At 41.4% G+C, this 24,784-nt stretch carries 20 protein-coding genes; 11 read left to right on the top strand and 9 right to left on the bottom strand.

Annotated features, from left to right (window positions below):
- Nucleotides 1–2 precede the first annotated feature (2 nt).
- The 5 genes from hemL to hemA all read right to left on the bottom strand — a co-directional run bounded on the left by hemL (nt 3) and on the right by hemA (nt 6,787).
- Nucleotides 3–1,373, bottom strand: a complete 1,371-nt coding sequence (hemL, locus tag M2273_RS05570) for a glutamate-1-semialdehyde 2,1-aminomutase (RefSeq protein ID WP_429394046.1) — start codon at nt 1,371–1,373, stop codon at nt 3–5.
- A 98-nt stretch (nt 1,374–1,471) separates the two neighbouring features.
- On the bottom strand, nt 1,472–2,443 hold the full coding sequence (gene hemB / locus M2273_RS05565) for a porphobilinogen synthase (RefSeq protein ID WP_429394043.1): 972 nt from the start codon (nt 2,441–2,443) through the stop codon (nt 1,472–1,474).
- An 89-nt stretch (nt 2,444–2,532) separates the two neighbouring features.
- Entirely contained in the window at nt 2,533–4,107 is a 1,575-nt protein-coding gene (hemC, locus tag M2273_RS05560) for a hydroxymethylbilane synthase (protein ID WP_429394041.1), read from the bottom strand.
- Between the two features lie 374 nt (nt 4,108–4,481).
- On the bottom strand, nt 4,482–4,886 hold the full coding sequence (locus tag M2273_RS05555; protein WP_429396328.1) for a lipocalin family protein: 405 nt from the start codon (nt 4,884–4,886) through the stop codon (nt 4,482–4,484).
- A 674-nt stretch (nt 4,887–5,560) separates the two neighbouring features.
- Nucleotides 5,561–6,787: a glutamyl-tRNA reductase gene (gene hemA, locus M2273_RS05550; RefSeq protein ID WP_429394038.1), complete on the bottom strand. Its 1,227-nt coding sequence runs from the start codon at nt 6,785–6,787 to the stop codon at nt 5,561–5,563.
- 370 nt (nt 6,788–7,157) lie between these two features.
- On the opposite strand from hemA, the gene M2273_RS05545 reads away from it, so the two are divergent.
- From M2273_RS05545 to M2273_RS05520, 6 genes are all read left to right on the top strand, one after another.
- Nucleotides 7,158–8,684 carry a GNAT family N-acetyltransferase gene (locus M2273_RS05545; protein ID WP_429394036.1) on the top strand — a complete coding sequence of 509 codons (1,527 nt, stop codon included), beginning with the start codon at nt 7,158–7,160 and terminating at the stop codon, nt 8,682–8,684.
- A 100-nt stretch (nt 8,685–8,784) separates the two neighbouring features.
- On the top strand, nt 8,785–9,090 hold the full coding sequence (locus M2273_RS05540) for an ArsR/SmtB family transcription factor (protein ID WP_429394034.1): 306 nt from the start codon (nt 8,785–8,787) through the stop codon (nt 9,088–9,090).
- A 74-nt stretch (nt 9,091–9,164) separates the two neighbouring features.
- Nucleotides 9,165–10,373, top strand: a complete 1,209-nt coding sequence (locus tag M2273_RS05535; protein ID WP_429394032.1) for an MFS transporter — start codon at nt 9,165–9,167, stop codon at nt 10,371–10,373.
- A 99-nt stretch (nt 10,374–10,472) separates the two neighbouring features.
- Nucleotides 10,473–11,303 (top strand): alpha/beta hydrolase family protein, encoded by an 831-nt coding sequence (locus tag M2273_RS05530; protein ID WP_429394030.1) that lies wholly within the window; start codon nt 10,473–10,475, stop codon nt 11,301–11,303.
- An 81-nt stretch (nt 11,304–11,384) separates the two neighbouring features.
- The gene (locus M2273_RS05525; protein ID WP_429394027.1) at nt 11,385–12,380 is read left to right on the top strand and encodes an MBL fold metallo-hydrolase; all 996 of its coding nucleotides are present in this window, start codon (nt 11,385–11,387) and stop codon (nt 12,378–12,380) included.
- Between the two features lie 194 nt (nt 12,381–12,574).
- Complete coding sequence (locus M2273_RS05520; RefSeq protein WP_429394025.1) at nt 12,575–13,186, top strand: RDD family protein; 612 nt, start codon at nt 12,575–12,577, stop codon at nt 13,184–13,186.
- A gap of 6 nt (nt 13,187–13,192) precedes the next feature.
- On the opposite strand, the gene M2273_RS05515 is transcribed toward M2273_RS05520, so the two are convergent.
- The gene (locus tag M2273_RS05515; protein WP_429394024.1) at nt 13,193–14,029 is read right to left on the bottom strand and encodes a hypothetical protein; all 837 of its coding nucleotides are present in this window, start codon (nt 14,027–14,029) and stop codon (nt 13,193–13,195) included.
- Between the two features lie 142 nt (nt 14,030–14,171).
- On the opposite strand from M2273_RS05515, the gene ispG reads away from it, so the two are divergent.
- The gene (ispG, locus tag M2273_RS05510; protein WP_429394022.1) at nt 14,172–16,241 is read left to right on the top strand and encodes a (E)-4-hydroxy-3-methylbut-2-enyl-diphosphate synthase; all 2,070 of its coding nucleotides are present in this window, start codon (nt 14,172–14,174) and stop codon (nt 16,239–16,241) included.
- Between the two features lie 58 nt (nt 16,242–16,299).
- On the opposite strand, the gene M2273_RS05505 is transcribed toward ispG, so the two are convergent.
- A complete protein-coding gene (locus M2273_RS05505) occupies nt 16,300–16,608 on the bottom strand; it encodes a hypothetical protein (protein WP_429394019.1) in 309 nt (102 codons plus the stop codon).
- 238 nt (nt 16,609–16,846) lie between these two features.
- Here M2273_RS05505 and M2273_RS05500 point away from each other — a divergent pair, with 238 nt between their 5' ends.
- From M2273_RS05500 to M2273_RS05490, 3 genes are all read left to right on the top strand, one after another.
- Nucleotides 16,847–17,986 (top strand): sensor histidine kinase, encoded by a 1,140-nt coding sequence (locus M2273_RS05500; RefSeq protein ID WP_429394017.1) that lies wholly within the window; start codon nt 16,847–16,849, stop codon nt 17,984–17,986.
- A complete protein-coding gene (locus M2273_RS05495) occupies nt 17,961–18,692 on the top strand; it encodes a LytR/AlgR family response regulator transcription factor (RefSeq protein WP_429394014.1) in 732 nt (243 codons plus the stop codon). The genes M2273_RS05500 and M2273_RS05495 overlap by 26 nt, the downstream gene beginning before the upstream one ends.
- A 61-nt stretch (nt 18,693–18,753) precedes the next feature.
- Nucleotides 18,754–19,671, top strand: coding sequence for a helix-turn-helix domain-containing protein (locus tag M2273_RS05490; RefSeq protein ID WP_429394012.1), 918 nt, complete (start codon nt 18,754–18,756; stop codon nt 19,669–19,671).
- 441 nt (nt 19,672–20,112) lie between these two features.
- Here the strand turns inward: M2273_RS05490 and M2273_RS05485 are convergent, their stop codons facing one another.
- Both M2273_RS05485 and M2273_RS05480 read right to left on the bottom strand, forming a co-directional pair.
- Nucleotides 20,113–21,063 (bottom strand): hypothetical protein, encoded by a 951-nt coding sequence (locus M2273_RS05485; RefSeq protein ID WP_429394010.1) that lies wholly within the window; start codon nt 21,061–21,063, stop codon nt 20,113–20,115.
- 4 nt (nt 21,064–21,067) lie between these two features.
- Nucleotides 21,068–22,519 carry an MBOAT family O-acyltransferase gene (locus M2273_RS05480; RefSeq protein ID WP_429394008.1) on the bottom strand — a complete coding sequence of 484 codons (1,452 nt, stop codon included), beginning with the start codon at nt 22,517–22,519 and terminating at the stop codon, nt 21,068–21,070.
- Between the two features lie 311 nt (nt 22,520–22,830).
- Here M2273_RS05480 and M2273_RS05475 point away from each other — a divergent pair, with 311 nt between their 5' ends.
- Complete coding sequence (locus tag M2273_RS05475) at nt 22,831–24,567, top strand: thiamine pyrophosphate-dependent enzyme (RefSeq protein WP_429394005.1); 1,737 nt, start codon at nt 22,831–22,833, stop codon at nt 24,565–24,567.
- Nucleotides 24,568–24,784: the final 217 nt, after the last annotated feature.

The following is a 24,784-nucleotide window of genomic DNA, read 5'->3' as shown; positions in this document are numbered from 1 at the left end:
AGTTATTTACCGTTAAATACCAGGTCAAGACTATCAAAGATAGCACGTTTTGCTTTCTCCAGGTCTATTTTGGTATGGGCCGATGATATAAAGCCAACCTCATAGCCTGATGGCCCCAGGTAAATGCCCCGGTTTATTAATTCGCGGTGGAACTTTTTAAATTTTTCCATGCTGGATGCATCAATATCTTCGGCTTTACGAATATACTCTTTATCTGTAAAAGCAAACCAGAATATAGACCCAATACCAAACACCTTAAACTTATAGTTTCGGGCTGTAGCAAAACGCTGTACTGCATCTCTGAACTCTTCTGTTTTATTATTCAGGTCGCGGTAAAAACCCATCCTTAGCAATTCGCTTAGCTGCGCTATACCCGCGGCCATTGCTACCGGATTGCCCGATAAAGTACCCGCCTGGTAAACCGCGCCATCAGGCGATATATTGCTCATGATAGCCGCCGATGCCCCGTAAGCGCCAACAGGCATACCACCACCTATGATTTTGCCATAGGTTATAATATCCGGCTTAATATTGTAATAGCCTGATGCACCTTCAAAACCTATCCTGAAACCAGATATCACCTCATCAAATATAAGCAGGGTACCATTTTGGGTACATATATCACGTAAAAATTGCAGGTATTCTTTTTCCTGCAGCAGCAAACCGTTATTGGCCGGTACCGGCTCAATAATAATGGCAGCTATCTGATCGTTAAACTCTTCAAACGCTTTGGTTAAAGCTTCTTTGTCATTTAAAGATACAACAATGGTTTCGTCGGCAAAGGCTTTGGGCACTCCTGCTGATGAAGTTTCGCCAAAGGTTACCAGGCCTGAGCCAGCTTTAACCAGCAGGGCATCTACGTGACCGTGGTAGCAGCCTTCAAACTTTAATATTTTATCGCGTTTGGTATAGCCCCTTGCCAACCTAATGGCCGACATTACCGCCTCGGTACCGGAGCTTACAAAACGCAGTTTTTCAATAAATTTATTGTTCTTCAGGATCAGTTCGGCCAGTTCATTCTCCAGAGCGGTTGGTGCACCGAACGACATGCCGTTTTGCATCACCTCGATAACTTTCTCTTTTACCTTAGCATTATTATGACCTAAAATAAGCGGTCCCCATGAGCAGCAAAAATCAACAAACTCATTACCATCAGCATCCCAGATATGGCTGCCATCGCCTTTTTGTATAAACAGGGGTGTGCCATAAACAGATTTAAACGCCCTCACCGGTGAGTTTACCCCACCCGGGAAATACGTTTTTGCCTTGGCATATAACTCGGCAGATTTTTCCCTACTAATGTCAGGCTTTCCTGTTGTACTCACCGGCTCATTAGCCTCGCCCGAAAACATCTTTTTTATTGAATCTAACATTCTTTTTTAAGCATAAAGCCCAAAGCAAAAAGCTTAAAGCTTGATTTATTTATCGTTCAGTAAAAGCTTTTGGCTTTGAGCCTTCTGCTTTTAGCTTCTTATATCCATTTATTCTCCAGTACTTCCTTGGCATGATAGGTTAATATGGCTGTCGCGCCGGCCCTCCTGATGCTGGTAAGCACTTCGGTAATGGCGCGTTGCTCATTAAGCCAGCCGCGTTGTATGGCGGCTTTAACCATGGCATATTCGCCGCTTACGTTATAGGCCGCTACTGGTAGCTCGGTATTATCTTTTATTAATTTTATCACATCCAGATATGGCAATGCCGGTTTTACCATTAAAAAGTCGGCGCCTTCCAATTCGTCAAGATTGGCTTCTATCAATGCTTCGCGCTGATTGGCCGGGTTCATCTGGTAGGTTTTTTTATCGCCAAATTTGGGTGCCGAATTTAAGGCATCCCTGAACGGCCCGTAAAACGCGCTGGCATACTTAGCCGAGTACGACATGATAGAAACGTTTGTAAATCCGTTTTCGTCCAGCACATTACGAATATATCCTACACGGCCATCCATCATGTCAGACGGGGCAATGATATCCGCACCGCATTGAGCATGGGCCAGGGCCATTTTACCTAATACTTCCAGCGTTTCATCATTCAGTATCTCGCCGTTTTTAACAATGCCGTCATGACCATCGCTGCTGTAAGGGTCCATCGCTACATCGGTAACTACACAAGCTTCGGGGAAATTCTTTTTTACCTCGCGAATGGCCCGCAGGTATAAACTTTCCTCGCGGTGACTTTCGGTAGCTAACGGGTCTTTTAACGATTCCTCAATATTGGGGAACAGATCAAACGAATTTAAACCGAGCTTTAAACAGCTTTCTACCTCGCGCAGCAAGTTATCAATAGAATAACGATAAATGCCCGGCATCGATGCGACTTCTGTTTTTTGAAACGTACCATCAACTATAAACAGCGGGAATATCAGGTTAGCAGCGCTAACGTGGGTTTCCTGCACCATTTGGCGTATCACTTCACTTTTCCGGTTTCTACGTGGTCTTTGTAACATAAGCCCCCTAACCCCCTAAAAGGGGAGTTTTTAAATTTCTTATTAATATTAAAGCCGCCAATCGTTCCCCCTTTAGGGGGTTAGGGGGCTTAAAGTCCAAACACAGCCTCAGACAGCCCAACTTCGTCGGGCGAAAAAGGCAGGGTATATTTTACACCCATTTCATCAAATTTTTTGCCTGTTGATTTCCCTATGGCCACTACCTTTTGGTAAGGGTCAAGCAGGTTATCAGCAAAGTAAGCCTCCACGTTAGATGGGCTGGTAAACACCATCACATCGGCACCGCTGGCCTCTACATCTTCTTCCAGCACGGTTTCGTATACCGGCAGATCAATGATCTTAGTATCGGCCGATAACCCTTGCTGTATGCTCCTCATCGGACTTTCGGCACCTGGGAACAAGATGATCTTTCCATTGGCCAGCTTAGCAAACTCTTCGGCAACTTCGGCAGTATCGGTTCCTTCGCCTACATAATTGGTAAAATAACCTTTGCGACGCAGCATTTCTTCTGACCCGCTGCCCATTACGCCAAATTTCACCTTTTTAGGAAATAGCGGGTTCAGCTGGAAAAAATATTCCACCGCGTTTTTGCTGGAAAAAAATACCCAGTCAATATTTTTTAATATATACGAGTCGAGCTTGTTAATTACCGGCACGGTACGGATCAGTGAACGGGCCTCTACATCAATACCGTGATGTTCCAGCGCCTTACGGAAATAACTCTGATCAGACAGCTCGCGCGATATAAATACCTTTGAGGGGAACTTACGGCCCTTAGCAAATTTTGCTACTATCTTTTCGGCCAGGCCCTCGGTTGTTGCCGATTCTAAAAACAGCCTGTCAGGAAAATCCTCGCCGGTTTCAGCTTTGGAAGTAAACACCTGGAACATACCCTCATCACGGCGGCAGTAACAGCCCAGCGGCAGGTGGCAACCGCCACCAAAGAGTTTAAGCACTGTTCTTTCAACAGCCAGCTCTTCGGCTACGTCCGGATGATGCAGTGTTTGCAGTACCTCAAAAACCTCCTGGTTATTTTCGCGAATCTGGATAGCCAGCGCACCTTGCGCCGGCGCAGGTATCAGCTCTACAGGAGTAATTTCCTCCACATGAAATTCGCTCAGGTCCAAACCTAAACGAGTTATGCCAGCTTTGGCCAGCATAATGGCATCATATTTTTCATCGCGCAGTTTGCCTATGCGGGTTGGCACATTACCGCGCAGGTCTTCTATTTCCAGGTCGGGGCGGTGGGCCAGCAATTGCGCTTTGCGCCTGTTCGATGATGTACCTACAATAGCCCCGTATTTTACCGAAAGCTTTTGGTGCACATCCACACAATCTTTCAAGATCAACAACAGTTCAGCGGGATCTTCCCTTTCTGAAACTGCTGCGATAATGAGTCCCGGAGGGTTTTCAGTTGGCAGGTCCTTGTGCGAGTGAACCGCGATATCAATGGTACCAGCCAATAATTCTTCTTCTAATTCCTTTGTAAAAAAGCCCTTACCCTCTAACTTATCAAAGCTTAGGTTCAGTATACGGTCGCCCTGGGTTTTTATGATCTTTAGTTCGGCAGTTACATTAATTGCTGCAAGGCTGTCTTTTACAAAATTAGCCTGCCATAGTGCCAATTCACTACCTCTTGTTCCTATTATCAGTGTTCTGTCCAAAAGAATGATTTTTTACTTTGCAAATTTAATTTTTTATAGGGATGATAAGGTACAAGAATTTAACGAATTAATCCAAATTGCAACAAAATGACTGTTATATGTGGTTTTTGGGAGGGTTGTGTGGTGATTAGCAGATGGTTGGGTAGATAGCAGATAGGTAAGTCAGGTAAATATACTAATGTGAACGTTTCCCTGCGGGCCAGGCTATTCGCTCATACGGTACAAGGCCTTAGGCGCGGGCCGGTATCCGCTTCTATCCCTAACGTGGTTGTCTGAACCGGGATTTATGAGATTAAAGGATTACCATGATTTCTTTTATTGTTTTTCGTGCAGCAGAATATGCTGGCCTTGTGCGATTGCAGGGGTATTAGCAATTACTTTACATAATTATAATCCCATACGGTTTTATCTGGCGGTGTCATCAGGTTAAATTCACGGTGTAGCTTTAAACTGGTAGCGGTTTGTTCTGTAATTTCAAAAACATCAGTTGTTCCGGGAATGTTTGTATAGGTGAGCACTAACTTATTGTTTGCTATAGCATATTTAAAAGAATCAATCATTGGCCTCAGTGATGAGTAATAAGGCTTCGTGCCGGTAAAATTGGCCTCAAGTTTTAAATATTCATCAAGGCCAGGAACAATTACCTCATCTGTAAATTTACCATTTTCTGTTTGTTGTCGACGGTAGTCTTTCAAATTCCATTTTCCAACGATAGAAACAGCCCTACCCGGCTGGTCTTTTTTACATGCTGGCAGGCCTATAACTAAAAGGGCAATCACTAACAAAAAACTCTTTCTTATATTATTATTAGAGCAAGGAATACTTCGTGAAAGGTTCATAAACTAATCTAAATAAATAGTTCGACATTAAATAATAAATCCGACTTTTTAAATAAGTGTGGATGGCTCTGGCTAATGCCGACATAAACATTAAGCAATTACAACACACCCAAGTGGCAGCGAAAACATTTGCAGTAGCATGTGGAATATTTCTTTCCCGTCAGCAGATAAGCTTCGGGCGAAATAGTCAGAATATGGAGGCCTATTTACTCTGTAAAGCATAGAAGATCGCTTCGCTCCTCACAATGACGCCCGTAGAAGATAATTCTTTTTCCCGTCAGCAGATAAGCTTCGGATGAAATCAGACAGAACATGGTGGCCTGTGTGGCTGCAAGGGCATTAGCAATTTTGCCTGAAGCGATGGCTATGAGCGAACGAAAGTGGAGGCAAAATTAAGCAGCCCGTGGTTCTGACTGATTTGCAGGACGAAGGCCATGTGCACAAAGAAGCATTTCTGCTGAAAGCCTTTTTGGTTACTTTTGTGGCGACAAAAGTAACTGGCCCTCCCGCGGCCAAGAGCGGGTTTCCGACATGCATAATCTGCTACTTTTCTGATGAGATTGCCACGCTACGCTCGCAATGACATATTGAAGGAACAATAGCTCAAAAATTTATCAATTTTCGTTGATCAATATATCTTTAGCCATGATCATGGGCACACTGATATATTTTTTCTCCATGTAATTGATCACCTTTTCCAGGATCTCGCGCGATTGCTCGTCCATGCCCTGAACTTCATCGGCAAAAACAGAATTGATGGCGGTGTTGCGGATCTCCTTGATTTTTTCGGGTACCTGACGCATGGCCACTTCAATACGGCGTTGTTTTAACTGGGTTAAAAACTCAGCTATATTTTGCTCAATTATGGTTTCGGCATGTACCAATTCCTGATAACGCTCCTGTAGGTTACGTTTGGCAACCTCATTTAATGAGTGCACTTCGATAAAATTAACCGGGAACAGTTCCAATACTTCGGGAGCGGTATCATTAGGTATAGCCAGGTCCACAATGGTTTTGCGGGTGGTTTCGCCGTTAAGCAGCGATTTATATATTTCGGTAGTAATGATAGGTTCAACTGCCGATGTACAGGTAATGATCACATCAAAACCTTTATTGTATGTTTTTAAAGCTTCCAGATCAAAAGCTGCGCCATTAAGGTCAACAGCAAGTTGCTGGGCTTTTGAAACCGTGCGGTTAAAAACCGAGAAATTTGAAAACTTATGTTTTTGAAGGTATTTGGAAATATTGCGATTGGTTTCGCCTGCACCAATAATTAATACACGGGCATTTGAACAAAGGTTAAGATCTTTAAGCTTGCGGTAAGCTAATGACACCACCGAAATAGGATTTTTTGAAATATTGGTGTGGGTATAAACCTCTTTGGCTGTTTTAACAACACAATTCATCACCATGCGTAAACCATCACCGGTAAGGCCGGCCTCTTTGCAGTGCTCATAAGCCTTGCGCAGTTGAGCCAGGATCTCCTTTTCGCCAACTATCAAACTTTCCAGCGAGCATGAAGTACGTAACAGGTGAACCATAGCTTCCTGATCTTCATAGATAGAAGCACTATCCATAAATGTGCTCAGCGAATCATGACACAGCTCGGTATTAAAAGCTTCGATAAACCGTTTTGCAAAATCCTTATCAACAACCTGTGGGGTTGTCATAACAAATTCAACACGGTTGCACGTAGCCAGATAAAATATCTCTGGTATCCCAAATTGAGTTTTAACTTGTTGAAGTTTTTCTGTCAGATTTTCCTGGCAAATCACCAATCTACCTAATTCCTTCAGTTCAATCTGTTTGTGTGTAAAAGCAATAACCTTTAAATACTTCAAAGCAGTTTTAAATTTGACCGAACAAAAATATCACTATAAAAGCGTTGCAATGTCAACACTTTGTCAAACAGGAGTATTTAGAATGGTTATAAATTAGGTGAAATGACCATAAAACCACATTTAAAGTGCTTAAAACAATATATAGCAAAATTATGTATATTAAGCAATGCGTTTTAAAAAAAACACAGGTCTTGCTGCACTAATAATCGAATGCACATTTGCAGAAATTAATCATTTTAAAAACCTGGCATCAACTATCACATCATCCCGCATTAATCGCCCTACCCGACTGTACAATCAAGCTCATTATTTGGGACTGGTGGCATAGGAAACCTTATATTAGATAATCAAAACAGACACAAATAAAAATATGGATCTGCAAAGTGTTGAAATGCGTAACCTGGAAGTACAGGATTACCAGGAATTAAAAAAATCAATGAAATCGGCCTATATGGATATGGACGAGGATTATTGGGACGCCAATTCCATTAAAAGGCTTATCCGGATTTTTCCCGAAGGACAGATCTGTATTACCGTTAATGATATAGTAGTAGGTTGTGCCTTATCTATTATTGTCGACTATCAGAAATTTGGCGACAACCATACCTACAAACAAATAACCGGCGACAGTACCTTTAAAACGCATACCGAAAAAGGCGATGTTTTATACGGTATTGATGTTTTTATACACCCTAATTACCGGGGCCTGCGTTTGGCACGCCGCCTTTACGAAGCCCGTAAAGCCCTGTGCGAAAAGCTAAACCTCAAAAGCATCATAGCCGGTGGCCGCATACCCAATTATCAGAAATACCAGAACGACCTTACCCCCCGCCAATACATTGATAAGGTAAAATATAAGGAGATCTATGACCCTACCCTGTCGTTTCAGTTGGCTAATGATTTCCATGTGCGTAAAATATTGCGTAATTACCTGCCCGAAGACAGCCGTTCCAAAGGTTTTGCTACACTGATTGAGTGGAACAATGTATATTATGAGGAGATCAGTACAGCCATTAATCAAAAAACCGTGGTACGTATAGGTTTGGTGCAATGGCAAATGCGTGCATACAGCAACATTAGCGAGCTAATGAAACATGCCGAATATTTTGTTGACGCCGTGAGCGATTACCAGGCCGATTTTATTTTGTTCCCCGAGCTGTTCAACACACCGCTTATGGCCGATTATAACCATATGGATTCGGCAAAGGCCATGCGCGAGCTGGCTAAGTATACCCAACCCATTATTGAGGAGTTTTCAAAACTTGCGGTATCCTACAACGTAAACATTATAGCAGGCAGCATGCCCACTATTTTTGAGGAATCGTTATATAATGTATCCTACCTGTTTAGGCGCAATGGCAGTATGGAGGAGGTTTATAAGATACACCCAACCCCGGCCGAGATAAGCTCATGGGGTATGCGCGGTGGCGACGAGGTAAAGGTATTTGAAACTGATGCCGGTAAAATAGGCATCCTGATCTGTTACGATGTGGAGTTTCCGGAATTATCTCGTATACTGGCCAGTCAGGACATGCAGATCTTGTTTGTCCCTTTTTTAACCGATACTCAAAATGGGTATAACCGGGTTAAGTTTTGCGCCCAGGCCCGCGCGGTGGAGAATGAATGTTTTGTGGCCATTGCAGGCTGTGTAGGTAATTTGCCTAATGTAAACAATATGGGGATCTCCTATGCGCAATCGGCAGTATTTACGCCGTCAGACTTTGGTTTCCCTACCAATGGCATACAATCTGAAGCCACACCCAATACCGAAATGATTGTGATTGCCGATGTTGACCTGTCGACCCTGGAAGAACTGCATGAGTACGGCAGCGTACAAAACCTAAAAGACCGCAGGACTGATCTGTATAATATTACCTTTAATGGGAAAAAGGTATGATGTCATAAAAAAGATCTATCACTATCGTAATGCGCTAAATAAATTAATATATCGAAATATTTCTATATATTAATACCATTATATATCTTTGCACCTGTAAATGATCATAAATCATGATCAACCGGAAATGATGGACAACAAAAAAATAGAAAAAATATCCAGGGCGCTGAGCGACACCAGCCGGATAGCTATTTTACAGGAGTTTAAAAAAAAGAAAGATTGTCTTTATTGCGCAGAGGTAAATGACCTGCTCGATCTTACGCAGCCCTCTGTTTCGCATCATTTAAAACAGTTGGTAGATGCCGAGTTACTGTTGCCCCAAAAAGAAGGCCGCAACCTCAAGTATGTATTGAACCAACAAGTACTAAACGAGTATATCGCTTGTTTGAACGAACTGAAAGATTAGACTTTTTGAGGGAGAAAAACTGGCTTGTTTTGCTCTAATTTATAGAAACATTCAAATATTTAAATATAAAATTCATGAAAAAATCTATCTATATCATGGCCCTGGGTGCTTTTGGGATAATCACCACCGAATTTGGCGTTATCGGGATACTGCCTGCGTTGGTAAAGGAATTTCATATTTCTATTGATACAGCAGGATGGCTGCTTAGCGGGTTTGCTTTAACCGTAGCCCTGGCAGGTCCCTTTACCAATATGCTCACAGCAAAAATGAACCGCAAAACAATCATGTGTCTTGTACTGGGCATATTTGTGATCTCTAACCTGCTATCTGCGGTGGCCCCTAACTTCACCGTACTGATGATAGCCCGTATTTTGCCCGCGTTTTTACATCCCGTATTCTGGGCGGTATCTATGACGGCCGCGTCAAAACAAGCCGGACCAAAAGATGCACCTAAAGCCATTGCCATAGTCATGGCAGGCCTGAGTGTGGCTACTGTATTAGGTGTGCCTTTAACCACTTATATGGCCGATCTGTTTAACTGGCGGGCATCATTTGTCCTCTCGGCTTTTATAAATTTACTGGCCTTTGCAGCACTGGCCCTTTTTGTACCAACTATGCCGGCCGACGATGAACAGGCAAGCACCAAAAGCCAGGTAAAAATATTGGGCAGTGCACAATTATGGGTCAGACTTTTAACGTCAACCATTGTGTTGGCTGGCATGTTTGCCACCTACGGTTACCTGGCCGAATATTTAGATAAAGTTTCGCACATGAACGGCGTGCAGATAAGTATCATGCTGCTGGTTTTTGGTGGTACAGGCATAGTGGGCAACTGGCTTACAGGTATCGCTTTAAGTAAAAATATACCGGTAACAAGTCGTTTGTTTTTACTGGCACTGGTAATCATGCATTTACTGGCGTACAAATTCGGGGGATTGTTTATACCAATGGTAACCATTCTTTCGGTTTGGGGTTTTATACATACAGGTGGTTTTTTGGTAGCCAACCTCCATGTTATTGATGGCATACAGGGTAAAGCGCTTGATTTTGTAAACAGTTTGCTGCCATCCTTTTTTAACGCGGGCATTACCGTGGGCAGCTTGCTGGGTGGCTTTGTTATTGCCCATTACGGCATTCATGAAGTGATCTGGATGACCGTACCCCTGTTATTACTGGCACTTGGCCTAAGCTTTATCACCATTAGCGAAAAACAAGAGGCAAGAAAAGAACTCACTAATGAAATAAATGAGCCGGAACCCGTTCAGGCGGTTGTTTGCGAATAAGGATTAATGTTAGATTGTGTATCGCTACTGTATGGGAACTCTTTACGGTAGCGATCAATATCATATCGCTTTAATACCAAAAAATTGTAATTTTCGGCCATGATCCGTAAAGACAATTATACCCTACCCGGCGCCAAAGGCCGGCCAATGCTAATAGATGTAACTTATGATGATGCCCTTAAAAACGCGCCGCTGGTAATTTTTGCACACGGTTTTAAAGGATTTAAAGACTGGGGCACGCATAACCTGGTGGCCAATTATTTCGCCCGCAATGGTTTTAAGTATTTAAAGTTCAATTTTTCGCATAACGGTACCACGCCAGATAATCCTGTTGATTTTGCCGACCTTACCGCTTTCAGCGATAACACTTTCTCGATAGAGCTGGAAGATCTGGATACCATTATTGATTTTGCCGGCAGCGGATCGGGCATGGCGGTGGCCGATGGGGTATTTTTAATTGGCCACAGCATGGGCGGCGGTATCAGCATTATTAAAACTGCCGAAGACAACAGGATCAAAAAGCTGGTTACCATGGCGTCCATATCCGGTTTCCGTAACCTTTGGCCCAAACAGAGCGAAATACAATGGCGGCTGCAGGGTATAATTTATATGCATAATTCGCGCACCGGACAGCAGATGCCGGTCAAATCAACCCTGTTGGATGACCTGGACAAACATCCTTTACGCCTGGATATTGCGACAAAGGCAGCTGACATAACCCAACCCTGGCTGCTGATGCATGGTGAAGCGGACCAAACTGTTCCCCTGGCACATGCGCAGGAGCTGTATACAGCACAACCCAATGCCGAATTTTTTGTACTTCCCGGCGGCGACCATACATTTGGAGGCTCGCACCCTTATGCAAGTGATACCCTGCCGGCTTCGTTAGTGGAGTTTTGCGATAGGGCAATATCATTTTTGCGTCAATAAAACCGGTTCATTATATTCATCGTAACTTTTTAATGGTTGCTGTCTCTTAATAAATAAATATATAGTACTATAATTGTTTATATGAGTTTAGACGGATCGCGCAAAAAAGGAAAAAAATATTTAAACGTAATACCCACTGATGAAGCAGGCTTTGGTAAGATAGTCCCCATTTTGCGGGAGTACATGAATAACAAAACCGAAAATAATCCTAAGAAAACAATAGGCCCTTTTAAAACTGATACTACTGTTTACCAAACCCCGCCGGCAAGTGGTCTGCGCATTACCTGGATAGGGCATTCCAGCATATTAATCGAGGTTGATGGCAAACGCATACTCACCGACCCTGTTTGGGGCGACCGTGCTTCGTTCTCTAAATTCATGGGTCCAAAACGCTTTTTTGAACCACCGCTTTTGTTGAGCGAGCTGCCACCGCTTGATGCAGTGATCATTTCGCATGATCATTATGACCATTTTGACAAAGACACCATTAAATATTTCGCCGGTTCAACCATCCCTTTTTATTGTTCCATCGGTGTTGGCCAATACTTGCGCAAATGGGGCATTATTGAAAACTATATTACCGAAATGGATTGGGGCGATAGTATAATGATCGGCAATGACATGGTGATTACTGCAGCACCGGCGAGGCATTTTTCGGGTCGTGGTGTGGTTAACCGGAACGAAACATTATGGTCGTCATTTGTAATGAAAGGGCCAAAACATAATATTTATTTTGGTGCCGATTCGGGCTGGTCGCCAAGCTTTGCAGACATTGGCGAAGCGTTTGGTCCGTTTGACCTCACTATGCTGGAAGTTGGTGCTTATGGCAAATACTGGCCAGATATTCACATGGGCCCTGATCATGCTTCAAACGCGCATCTGGCCTTAAAGGGAAAACTGATGATGCCCATTCATTACGGCACCTTTAACCTGGCACCACACGCCTGGTATGAGCCTATTGAACGTTTAACAACTCTGGCAAAAGATAAAAACATTGATCTGTTTGTACCCGAGCCGGGAAAACCGACTGAGGTTACAGGTGAATATAACTCCAACTGGTGGAAACCGTATTTGTAATAAAAAGCTTTGTCATGCTGAGCGTAGCGAAGCATCTGATCGCCGATTGACATATTCATGAATAGATCCTTCGCTATGCTCAGGATGACAAGGAGGTAAAAGTGATTGCTTGGTTACGCTAATGGTGCGTTTATTATATATTTTAGTGTAACTTTTCCACCTTTAACCATTCCAACTCAAAAGTAATTCAACTAATGGCTCAAACCTACATATTAGTAATTGAAGGTAAACCCGAAGGGCCTTTTAGTATTGAAGAATTAAAAGGCTTCCATATAAAACCCGGCGATTTTGTAAAAACCCCCGAAATGGACGATTACAAAGAGGCTCAGGAAATTGCCGAATTAAGGGAGCTATTGGGCTTTACCAAACCCGCGCTATTAATGCAATATTTTGGTAGTTTTGATCAGCGGCTGCTGGCTTCGGTACTTGACTGGTTTATACTTTTGGGTGTATTTATCATCATCGCGTTTATTGTAGTGATAATGTTTATTCAGGATAAGGAGACACGTATGATAGCATCCTTTACCATTTTGGGTATTATACCCTTTGCCAAGATCATTTACCATATAGTAATGGAAAGTTCGGCCAAACAGGCCACCTATGGCAAGCAGATGTTAAAGATCAAAGTGGTGGATATGCAGGGCAACCGCATCAGCACAGGCAAGGCTATTAGCCGCAACCTGTGCAAAATATTTTCTGTTGGCACATTTTTTATTGGTTACCTGTTCGCGTTCTTCAACAAAAAGCAGCAATGTTTGCATGATATGATGGCGGGTACGCTGATAATCAAGGACAGGTTGTTTTAGGGGGAGTTATTTTTGCCTGATCAGGCTGTATTTAAGTTTTCCCCGCTCTAATCGTAAAGAATCTGCGCTTACATTCACTTCATAAATATTTAATGTGTCTGATTGTAGTTTAAAAAGGAAATCCTTTTGAACTTTAGTTTGAACATCAAAGATTAACTGATCAAGATTATTTTGTGGCCCGGCTACGAAATCAGTATTAATATAGAAAGTTTTAAAATTTAAAAAACCTGATACTTTACCATCATTATAAAACTTAACTATCGAATTATTACCAATAGAATCTTTCATATTGTATTTCCCAGATATCAATTGTTTATTGATTATATATTGAATACCATAGCCCATATCTTCGGCTTGTTTAATTAAAACCCTGCGGTAATTAGTTACAATAATCTTATTGCTTTTCTTTTCATCCGGCCAGTAAGTAGTTAAAACAGTATCGCCATTTTTTATGGAGTAGCCCAGTTCCCCTCCACCAAATAATATTGTAGATTTCCCCTTACCTGCTTTGAATTTAAGTGTGAGTTCACCCCCTTCATGATTGTTCCAGCCTGCTCCTACTAAAATACTATCGCCTGTTATTTTATCGGTGTTAATATACATAGTAGTCATCCCGGTAGCTTCATCTGCAGCAGTAGCCGGCGATTTGGTTTTAATCACCTTATCCACATAATCGCTCTTAACCCAAACGCCCTGTATTATTGGTTTAAATTTTTTAATGACCTCCTGAGTTTGATTAATAGATTGAGTCACCACTATCGAATCTTTGATAGGTGGCTTAGTATTACTTTTACAGGAAATAAATATGCTGAATATAAAGACAAGCAGTAAGCTATTTTTCATGATGACTGATAAGGATTTGGATTGCTAAAATAATATATTATACGGCATCAATCGTTAATGTCATATTAATTTATGCTTTATACAATAGCTAATTAATGACCAACATAATTCTTAAATTTGCATCTTATTAATTATCCGCTGCATGAATACTGATGCTGTTAAATTACTGCAAGGCCGTTATTGCAATTCGCTAACCGAATATTCGCGTTTTGTTACACGCGAGGTTAACATCGGTGATGTACCTATGGGTGGCAATAACCCTATCCGCATACAAAGTATGACCACTACCGATACCATGGATACCATTGGTACTGTTGAGCAGTCTATCCGTATGGTTGATGCCGGCTGCGAGTATGTACGCATCACTGCCCCCAGCATCAAGGAAGCTAAAAACCTGGCCGAGATCAAGAAACAGCTTCGCCAGCGGGGATATAACGTGCCATTGGTTGCCGATATACATTTTACCCCAAACGCAGCCGAGGTTGCCGCGCGTATAGTTGAAAAAGTACGTGTAAATCCCGGTAACTATGCCGATAAAAAGAAATTTGACCAGATTGACTATACCGACCTGGAATACCAGGGCGAGCTGGATCGCATATATCAAAAATTTGCTCCCCTTGTTAATATTTGTAAAGAGTATGGTACCGCCATGCGCATTGGCACTAATCACGGTTCGCTAAGCGACCGTATCATGAGCCGTTACGGCGATACCCCGCAGGGTATGGTGGAATCGGCAATGGAGTTTATGCGGATGTGCGAAACGCTGAACTATTATAACCTCGTGATCTCCATGAAATCGAGCAATCCGCAGGTGATGGTGCAGGCTTACCGCTTATTGGTAGAAACCATGGTTGCCGAGGGCATGAACTATCCGCTGCACCTGGGCGTAACCGAAGCCGGCGATGGCGAAGATGGCCGCATCAAGTCGGCTGTCGGCATAGGTACGCTGCTGGAAGATGGCCTGGGCGATACTGTCCGCGTTTCCCTCACCGAAGAACCTGAAGCCGAAGCCCCTGTTGCAATTGAACTGGTGAAGCGATATGTGGAGCGAAAAGCAGAAAGCGAAAAGCAAAAAGCCGAAGAAAAAGAGCTTTCGGCTTTCGGCCTTCAGCCTTCAGCTTCCCACAGTCCATACGAATATAAAAAACGCCATACCTATGAGGCTAACGCTTTTATTGGCGGGCACATGGTTCCGCGGGTTGTGCTTGATCTATCGAAAAAGAATTTAAAGGACGCCTCTATTTTAAACGATGCGGGCTACCTGTATTCGCCTTTGCTTGATAAATACAACATGGCCGAGCAATCGGTTGATTTTGTTTATCTGGCCGATGAGCTGCCATCGTTTGTATTTCCAAGTAACTTAAAACAACTTTATAACTATACAACCTGGCAAAAACTGCCTGATAAAACTAATTGCCATCCGGTGTTTTCATTACGGGAGTATTTGGAAGCAGGCAACCACTCATCAGCATTAAACCTGGTTAGGATATCCCCTGCCGATATTGATTCGGATGAATTTGGCTCACTGCCTTTTGATAACTCACTGGTATTTGTGCTGGAAACCACAGCGTTACACGGCATGGCCGATCAGCGCGGTTTCTTCTTTAAACTGGAAGAGCTTGGACTGGAAGTACCGGTGATAGTGAAAAGAAGTTATGAGTTTGGAGTTTTGAGTGATGAGTTTGAAAGCCAAAAGTCGAAAGTCAAAAGTCAAAACGAACGATTGACTGAAGACTTAGAACTTAAGACTCAGAACTTACAACTGTACGCCGCTACCGATCTTGGCGCTTTGTTGGTTGATGGCTTTGGCGACGGGATCTGGATTGATGCACCTGAGCTGCCTGCCAATGTGATCACCTCAACCGCCTTTGGTATTTTGCAGGCCACCCGTTCCAGGATCTCCAAAACAGAATATATATCGTGCCCAAGCTGTGGCCGTACCTTGTTTGATCTGATGGTTACTACCCAAATGATCCGCAGTCGTACCAGTCACCTTAAAGGTTTAAAAATTGGCATTATGGGCTGTATTGTAAATGGCCCCGGCGAAATGGCCGACGCTGATTATGGCTATGTAGGTTCAGGTACTGATAAAATTACGCTTTATCGTGGTAAAGAAGCCGTTAAGAAAAATATAAGCTCGGCCAACGCGCTTGATGAGCTGATAGGTATTATCAAAGAAGATGGTAACTGGGTAGAGCAGGAACAGGTATAAATAGAACAGGGCTGACCTCGCGCCAACCCCTGTTCAAAAGTATAATTAAAAAAGATCGTTAGCGTTTTAAATTGAAGGCAAGGGCTATTAGCTTTTTACTCTCCATATATTGCTTATTCTCGTACAGTTTGTTCGATATCTGGTTTAAAGCCAGCTGTACTTTTTCACGCTTTAAATTTAGTTTAGTGTTTACCGTTTCCTCATAAAGCAATTTTGAGTCGTCACTGTAAAACCGCACTGTTTGTACCTTTGGTTTATTGATATTACTCTCCACCACCCAAAAGCCATGACTGGCTGGCACTTTGTTTTGAGCCTGACCGCAAATTGCGCTTATCAGAATCAATGCTGTTATCATTATTGTTTTCATAACCCTGTTTTTTTAATTTATAAACTAAAATTAAACAGGCTGTACACCATTAAAAAGCATTGATGATACTCGGCAATTAATACAGTACAAACAGCAACAAATGCACCCCTATCAACATTTATCAAAAATAATTACCCTTAACAAATGTTTTCTTGCTGTCTGTCGATGAAAATATGCAGTTTGTCGCTTTTCATAAAATATTATAGTTCTTTAGGCTGCTATAGAGTAAATTAGCTATATGAATGATGTTATTGATAGCCGGCTAAGAAACATAAAAATACCGCGGGTTTACCAGCATGTATTGTTTTGGATAGCCGTATATTTTATCATAGCAGGTTTGTACTCCATACAAACTAATTTTTGGGTATCCCTCAGAAACAACCTGTTTTTTATGCCGGTTCAAATTGCTTACTATTATGCCATTGCCTATTGGGTAATTCCACGGTACCTGTTTGTTAAGCAGTATTTAAAATTCGCTGTGTGGTTGCTGGTACTGGTTATTGTTTCGCTATTCACAACAAGGGCTGTAGGTTTGCTTTTTGTAAATCCATACCTGATCAGGGTAATGCCTATTACCGATATAGATTATATTAAATATAATCAACAGCCATTTTTAATAAAACTATTCGATACCCAAAGCCTGGTAAACGCACTGAAAGGCGTAAACCTCATTATTGGTTTTGTGTTGGCCATTAAGCTGTTTAAAATGTGGTATGAGCGTAAACAGGCCGCTTTAGAGGCCGAATTAAGCGCTTTAAAAGCACAGGTGCACCCGCACTTTTTATTTAATACCCTGAATAATTTGTATGCCTTAAGCTTAAATCAATCGCCAAAATCACCACATCTCATCCTTGGTTTGTCAGATATTTTGCGGTATATGCTTTACGAGTGCAATGCCAATGAAGTGCTGCTTGAAAAAGAAATATTCATGATGCAGCAATATGTAAAACTTGAAAAATTGCGTTATGAAGATCGCATTGATATTAATTTCACCATTACAGGCGATCTTAAAAATAAACTGATAGCGCCACTACTCATACTACCCTTTATTGAAAATGCCTTTAAACACGGCACCAGCGAAAAAACAGGCCAGGTTTGGATCAATATTGATGTAAGCATTACCGGCAATCATTTTAAATTAAAGGTGGCCAATAATAATCCTGAACGTCAACCTGATGAAGATCAGTTGGCAGGCAGGGGCCACATTGGTTTAAAAAATGTAATGAAACGGCTTGACCTGCTTTATCCCGCCACCTCCAAACTCAAAATAATGAACGAGGACGAAACCTTTCTCATTGTGCTTGATATGGACCTTAACATGGTTAAACAGCTCTCAAAACAAAAGCAAATACATGAAAATGCGCGTATTGATAGTTGATGATGAGCCCCATGCCATGGAGGTGCTTGAAAAGTACCTGTCGCAATTTAATCAGATGGAACTGGTTGGTAAATGCGCGGATGCCATACAGGCTTTTCAACTATTGCAGCAAAAACAGGTTGACCTCATGTTCCTGGATATAAAAATGCCGGGCATTAAAGGAACCGATCTGTTGAGGAGCCTTAAAAACCCGCCTAAAGTAATTTTCACCACCGCTTATAGCGAGTACGCACTGGAAGGTTTTGAGTTGAACGCGGTTGATTATTTGTTAAAGCCAATTTCGTTTGAACGTTTTTTGCGTGCTGTTGATAAAATTTACCAGCTAACCGAAAATAAAACCAGGAATATTATTACGCATGAAGCACCGGTAAGCGACCATGAAACTTTCATTTATCTTAAAGTAGACCGTAAAACCACCAAGGTAAATGTAAATGACATTTTATGGATAGAGAGCCTGCGCGATTATGTAAAAGTGGTGGTAAAAGATCAGGTATATATCACCCGGCAAAAGATCAGTATCCTGGAAGAAATGCTCCCCGAAAACAAGTTTGTAAGGATCCACCGGTCGTTCATGGTGGCATTGGCTAAAATTGATTCCTTTTACTCCCAAACGGTTGAGGTGTCTGGCCATGAGCTCCCCATTGGCCGCAATTATAAACATGACGTTCAAAAAAAGCTAAAAGCCGAGCGGCAGCTGACGGACTGATCAATCGCAAAAATAATTTTACCTTATATTTGAATTATACCCAATTAACTTGCGGGCATTTATGAGTAATAAAATAGCTGTTTTAGATATCCCTTCTACGCTTAAAAAGCACCTCCCCCCGGTAAATACCAGCAAACCTGATTTTGGCATTATCAGCGATGCATGGAACCAGGATGATTTTGCTGTATTAAGTAATGAGCACGGTGTACAGCATGGTTTACCTGTTAAAACAGATTATTATTCAGTTATTTTATGCCTTAACGGTACTTGTAAAAAAACAATAGGTCATTTTGTGTTTGAGGTTTACCCAAACTCTATCCACCTGGTATCCCCTGCTTTTATTACTTCTTTTGAGGATGCTTCTGATGATCTGCTCCTGTACCAGGTACTGTTTAAAAAAGAGTTTTTAACTAATAATTTCCTGAAAGAAAACATTGTAGATAACCTGCTGGAGGTAAACCCCGATTATCCGCCCATTTATGGGCTCCCTAAAAAAGGAGTAGCATCATTAAAAGCGCTGTACGAAAAAATAAGCGACGAAAGCAGGGAGCAGGGCGCTTTCCATTTGCAAATTTTAAGGCTTTTGATAACAGACCTGTTGTACGAAATGAACCGGGCCTGCGAAAGCTGCTTGCTCAACTCCACCCGCCATTTGAGTAAACAATACCAGCTGGTATACAAATTTAAAAAACTGGTTGAAGAGCAGTTTTTAACGCTTAAAACCGTACAGGAATATGCCGATGAATTATTTATATCTGCAAAATATTTAACCGAAATAGTGAAGGGCGAAACCGGGCAAAATGCCCTGCATGTTATCCACAACCGCATGTACCTGGAGGCCCAATATCTTTTGTCATCATCGGGCCTCAGTATTAAAGAAATTGCCGAGCGACTTAACTTTGATAACAGCTCACATTTCAGTCGTTTTTTTAAACGTTTTGCTGGCTACAATCCTTCAGAGTTTAAGCTGCTCCAATAAAAAACACGCCGTTTTTCTTTCCTAAAATTCCCGTTATGACCGTTGCCTGACGGTAATACATGCTTATCGGAAAAATTGGTTGTTAAAACCGATTTATTGAGATTGATGCGCCTGCTTACCCGAGGTATCTTTGTATTGTCAATAAAGAATAATGGTCATGAAAAAAACAGACTTAAACTTATTAAAAGGCAGGCTACTTCAGCTTTACTGGGGAACCTTTCAAATTTTAACCATCATTTACAGATGATCTTTTAAGGTTACTGTAAATTCTATCATATATAAATGTATTGATTCAAGAGTTGCTTAGGTAAGTTTTTAATCAATACCAGAAGTTAACAGCCGTTCACGGCTTCTCAATATATGGATACATAAAAAAAGGCAAGCTTTGTTCAAGTTTGCCTTTTTAGTTATCACATATATCCTTTGCAAATCCTCCTTAAATTACATACTTATTGAACCACTTAAGCTTTTATCAATTAAAGCTTGTTTATTTTTATTCAGTAGTAATCCTGAATTTACCATAGTATTGAACCACTTAGAAAACTTGGTAGCGCCCTTATAATTCAGGTGTCCATAGTCTGCAAAATCATCATCATTTAAGGGAAATTTATTAAAATCTAAAAAATCAATATCTGAAAATTTCTCGTTCCTTATTCTTGTAAAATCTTTTTCATTTTTTAAGTATTCATAATTTTTATGCAGGGGGCTCCTGACCAGGAAAACTTTTTTATGTTGAGCATGACAGTACGTGATTATTTTTTGTAGATAGTCGATATTAACACTTGATATGTTTGTACTATTATTGCCTATGTTATTACTTACAGCCTCCTTTGCAGCATCGTTGGTTGCGTTACGAAGTTTATCAATACGCAAATACCCGCCCAAGCCGTCAGAAAAATTATAGTTCCAGGTAAAAAGCCGTATTAAATTTTTACGGGTTGAAATAGACATACAATTCATAAAATCTTTGGGGTTGTTTTCTATTAACAGATCTATGTCTGATTTATCCATAAATGAAACATATTGCGGAAACATATTCGACATGTATTTATATCCCCATGTCCAATCATTCATTTTCTCATCTATCTGATTATTTGAATACTCTATTAAAACTGTTTCTATTTGCGGATTTTGCGATAAAACCTTTTTTATTTTCTGATAGGTATAAAAATAAGGCTCTGATGAATGGGACAGGTTTTTAAAATTGGAAATTAAAGAATCATTAAAAGCACATTCAGGGTGCGAATGCCCAAACAATACAATTTTACTACTCCGTTGAATGTAAAACTTAGATTCTTTATCAACCAGGTAATTAGGTATATATATTACCGAAACAAGCAAACAAACAGCCATTACTATAAACCAAATTGTTCTTTTTAAAAACTTCTCCATGATCTTAAAATTGAAAATAAATGAACTGTTGCTCCCTGCCCATAAATAAATATATGGTTAGGATTAAAGTAAAATAAAATGCCAGCCGGTAACTTCTTTTTTTAAATATTCCTAATGTTGCAATAGCGTATTGGTTTTCGCGCCCGTTCCATTCAATTATTAAAAAACCTATAATGAGTAATATGGTGTTCAATATTTCAAATCCACTAACATCCATTTGAGGAACGGAAAACGTTGATTTGGAAAATATCGTTTTTATATAGCTTATAGCATGTGTTAAATTATTTGCCCTGAAAAATATCCAGGCAAAAACAACCAATGAAAAGGTTAGCACCATTTGAAAAAACTCTTTTATTGTTGGCAGGCTTTTTCCTTTTGCCACAATTTCAAGATTGTTCCTGTTGGTATTAAAAATGATGGAGGGCATAATAAATAAGGCATTCAAAAGCCCCCATACAATAAACGTCCAGTTGGCGCCATGCCAAAAACCGCTTACTAAAAAAATAATTATTGTATTCCTTATCTTCATCCAGGTTCCGCCCTTACTACCCCCCAGTGGTATATACAAATAATCACGAAACCAGCTGGAGAGTGAAATATGCCAGCGCCGCCAAAACTCAGCTATATCCCTTGAAAAATAAGGGAAGGCAAAATTCCGCAACAGCTCAATCCCAAAAAGCCTGGCAATACCCAGGGCCATGTCTGAGTAACCCGAGAAATCACAATAAATTTGAAAAGTGAAGAAAAGGGCGCCCAGTACAAGTGTACTGCCGGGATAATGGTCTGAATTGGCAAAGATCATATTTGCGTAAACAGAACATTGATCAGCAATTACTGCTTTCTTAAAAAAGCCCCACAATATTTGTCGTAAGCCATCTGCCGCTTTTAAATAGTCAAAGGTTCTTTCTTTTTTTATTTGAGGTAAAAGATGGGTTGCCCGCTCAATAGGCCCAGCCACCAAAAGCGGAAAAAAGCTAACGAAAAAAGAATAATCAATAAAATTTCTTTCGGCTTTTATCTTATTCTTATAAATATCAATAACATATGACAGGCCGTGAAAGGTATAAAAGGAAATACCAACGGGTAATATAACTTTTAAGGTCCAGGGGCTTACATGCATCCCAAAATTCAGGGCCGCATCGGCAAAAGATTCGGCAAAGAAGTTGTAATATTTAAACACCCCCAGGAAACCAATATTTACCGAAACACTAAGCCAAAACCAAAACCGCCTTTTGTTCCGATTTTCGGTTTCAGACATTTTAAGTCCTGTAAAATAATCTAACAATGTTGAGAAGATGAGCAAGAACAGAAAGCGCCAGTCCCAGCAGGCATAAAAATAATAGCTTGCGCAAAGCAGTAAAAAGTTTTGATACTTTAAGTTTTTATTGGCAACAAACCAGTACAAAATAAAAACTATGGGCAAAAAAATGGCAAAGCTAAGCGAGTTAAAAAGCATAGTAATTGTTTATTACAACTGTGATTTATTATTGGCACACTTATATGCTCAAAACTTTTATTCGCTTTATTTAATACCGGTTCTATAAGTGTGATTAGTGCAAATAAAATTAACTTTTATAATCACATCAATTTAATGCTCAAATGGTTTTGCAGCTTATTTGTAACTGATGTGTATAGATATTTTACATTTTTATACACTTTTTTACACGTGTATAAACTTGCCTTTACACACGTAATATTTATATAACAATTTACAATTTCAAAAACTCTTGCCGCCTTACGGAGTTTGATTTATATAATCAAAATAAAATGGCAAAGAATGTTGCAGACCAACTGGTTGAGATGCTGGCGAATGCCGGCATAAAAAGAATATACGCCGTAACCGGCGATAGCCTTAACGAAGTAAATGATGCCGTAAGGCGCGAAGGCAGTATACAATGGGTACATGTAAGGCACGAGGAGGCTGGCGCTTATGCCGCCGGCGCCGAAGCACAGCTTAACGGACTTGCCTGTTGCGCAGGCAGCAGCGGCCCGGGCCACGTACATTTAATAAACGGTCTGTATGATGCTCATCGTTCAGGTGCACCGGTTATTGCCATTGCATCTACCATAGCGAGCTTTGAATTTGGTTCCCAATATTTCCAGGAAACCAATACCATTAAATTGTTTGATGATTGCAGTTATTATAATCAAATAGCCACCACCCCAAAACAGCTGCCACGTATGCTGCAGGCGGGCATTCAAAGTGCCCTGCACAAAAAAGGGGTATCCGTAATTGGTTTGCCCGGTGATGTTACCAGCATGGATGCCGTTGAAATCAATACTTCAACCCAAAACTATAACCCGGCACCAGTGATCAGGCCATCAGATGCTGATCTGCAACAGCTGGCTGGCTTGATAGACCAATACCATAAAATAACCATTTTTTGCGGCATAGGCGCTGCCGATGCGCATGATGAGGTGGTGGAGTTATCGCAAAGGTTACACGCCACCGTGTCCTATTCTTTCAGGGCTAAAATGGATATCCAGTATGATAACCCGAATGAGGTGGGCATGACCGGACTATTAGGTTTACCATCGGCCTACCATAGTATGCACGAGAGCGACCTGCTGATACTTTTGGGTACCGATTTCCCTTACACTCCTTTTATGCCTACCGATTGCAAAATTGTGCAGGTAGATACCAAACCCGAGCGCATTGGTCGCCGGGCTAAAGTAGATGTAGGTTTGTGCGGAACTATAAAGGATACACTTACGACGCTGCTCCCCTTAATTGCCCAAAAACAGGATGATAGCTTTTTACAAGCGCAGCTAAAAGTTTATGCCGATGTAAAAGATAAAATGCAAACCTACGTTGATGACAGCGGCGAAAAGGATAAAATACATCCTGAATTTGTAGCCAGCATATTGGATAAGCAGGCAAGCAATGATGCCATATTTACGGTTGATACGGGGATGTCATGCGTGTGGGGTTCGCGCTATATTAATGCCACGGGTAAACGTAAAATGATAGGTTCATTTAACCATGGCTCAATGGCCAACGCCATGCCCCAGGCTATTGGCGCGGCTTTGGCCCGCCCCGGTCAGCAGGTGATAGCGCTTTGCGGCGATGGCGGCCTATCCATGTTATTGGGCGACCTGGCCACCATTGTACAGTACAAGCTGCCGGTTAAGGTCATCGTTTTCAACAACCGCTCCTTAGGTATGGTAAAGTTAGAAATGGAAGTAGCGGGCCTGCCTGATTGGCAAACCGATATGTACAACCCTGATTTTGCCCTGGTTGCACAGGCTATGGGCATGAAAGGGATTACCGCTAACCGGCCAGATCAGGTTAAGCAAGCCATTACCGATGCACTGGCTTTTGACGGCCCTGCATTAGTGAACATATTCACCGATCCCAACGCACTGGCCATGCCGCCCAAAATTGAGTTTGAACAGGTAAAAGGCATGGCCGTATCCATGACCAAGCTTATGCTTAACGGCCACATGAACGAAGTGCTGGATACTGTAAAGGCTAATTACAAACATTTGAAGGATTTGTTGTAACTCAAAAACATGTCATTGCGAGGAGGAACGACGAAGCAATCTCACCATGCAGATCGATCATGCAAGTTCTAAGCTTTTCTGTTTGCTCTGTACAGCATAGAGATTGCTTCGTACCTCGCAATTGTAAGGGTTTAGTAATTCGATGACAAGGTAGCAGGTTTATTTTGTGTTGTTTAAGGTGATCATATCAATAGGTCTTTTTCCACCAATACCTTGG

The sequence above is a fragment of the Mucilaginibacter lappiensis genome, assembly GCF_050433765.1.
Classification (GTDB): Bacteria; Bacteroidota; Bacteroidia; order Sphingobacteriales; family Sphingobacteriaceae; genus Mucilaginibacter; species Mucilaginibacter lappiensis_A.
The sequence above is the reverse complement of the archived record's forward strand: the minus strand, read 5'-3'. Positions and strand labels throughout refer to the sequence as shown.